The sequence below is a fragment of the Rhizobacter sp. P3_B12 genome, assembly GCF_056402895.1.
This window is the reverse complement of the sequence record NZ_JBFUGN010001664.1, coordinates 1-673: the sequence shown is the minus strand read 5'-3', so window position 1 is coordinate 673 and position 673 is coordinate 1. Positions and strand designations below refer to the sequence as shown.

The window sequence follows — 673 nt, the reverse complement described above, 5'->3', positions numbered from 1 at the left end:
ACGATGCGATGCGCGAGCGTGGAGTCGCGCCCTTGCAGGAATCGGATCGTGGGGGCGATGGTCGAGCGGTAGCGGTCGAAGGCGTCGAGGAAGCCGGCGACCGGGGCGGAGCGCTGCGCCTCGGGCAGCGCCTGCGCACGCTCGCGGACCTGGTCGAGGCCGGTGGGGGACAGCAGGTCCAGCACCAGCGCGAGCGCGAGGTCTTCCTGCACGGCCGTGATGCCGCGCGAACGCAGGAAGCCTGTGAGATAGGCCGTGGACGGGTAGGGCGTGTTGAGCTGCGTCATCGGCGGGATCACGGCCAGCACGCGGAAATCTTCGGTGGACATCGGGGCAGCAAGCGAAGCAAGGCAGGGCGCGCGGGGGACCGCGCAAGCCTGCATTGTCGATCACGGCGATCCGGCAGAACTTTCGGCAAGGCTTGCGGGCCGGCCGGTACGGGCCGGCGCGGCAGCGGGTACCTCGCTTGCCGGATGGCGGGATGCACACCTCAGCGCCGTGGGTCCAGCAGGTAGGCCGCGATGCGGCCGGCATGCGCTTCGCTGACGCCCAGGTCGGGCATCGCGCTGCCGGGGCGCAGCCGTTGCGGCTCGCGGATCCACCGTGCCAGGTTCTCGGCCGAGTTCGGCAGATCGCCGGCGATGCGCTCGCGCCGCCACAGCTCGTGCAGCGG

General features: G+C 71.6%; 2 pseudogenes. Both read right to left on the bottom strand.

From position 1 onward, the window contains the following. Positions 1-329, bottom strand: a pseudogene (locus AC1D01_RS37560) (radical SAM protein); the annotation flags it as partial. Positions 330-490: 161 nt separating this feature from the next. After that, positions 491-673 (bottom strand): annotated as a pseudogene (locus AC1D01_RS37555) (c-type cytochrome); the annotation flags it as partial.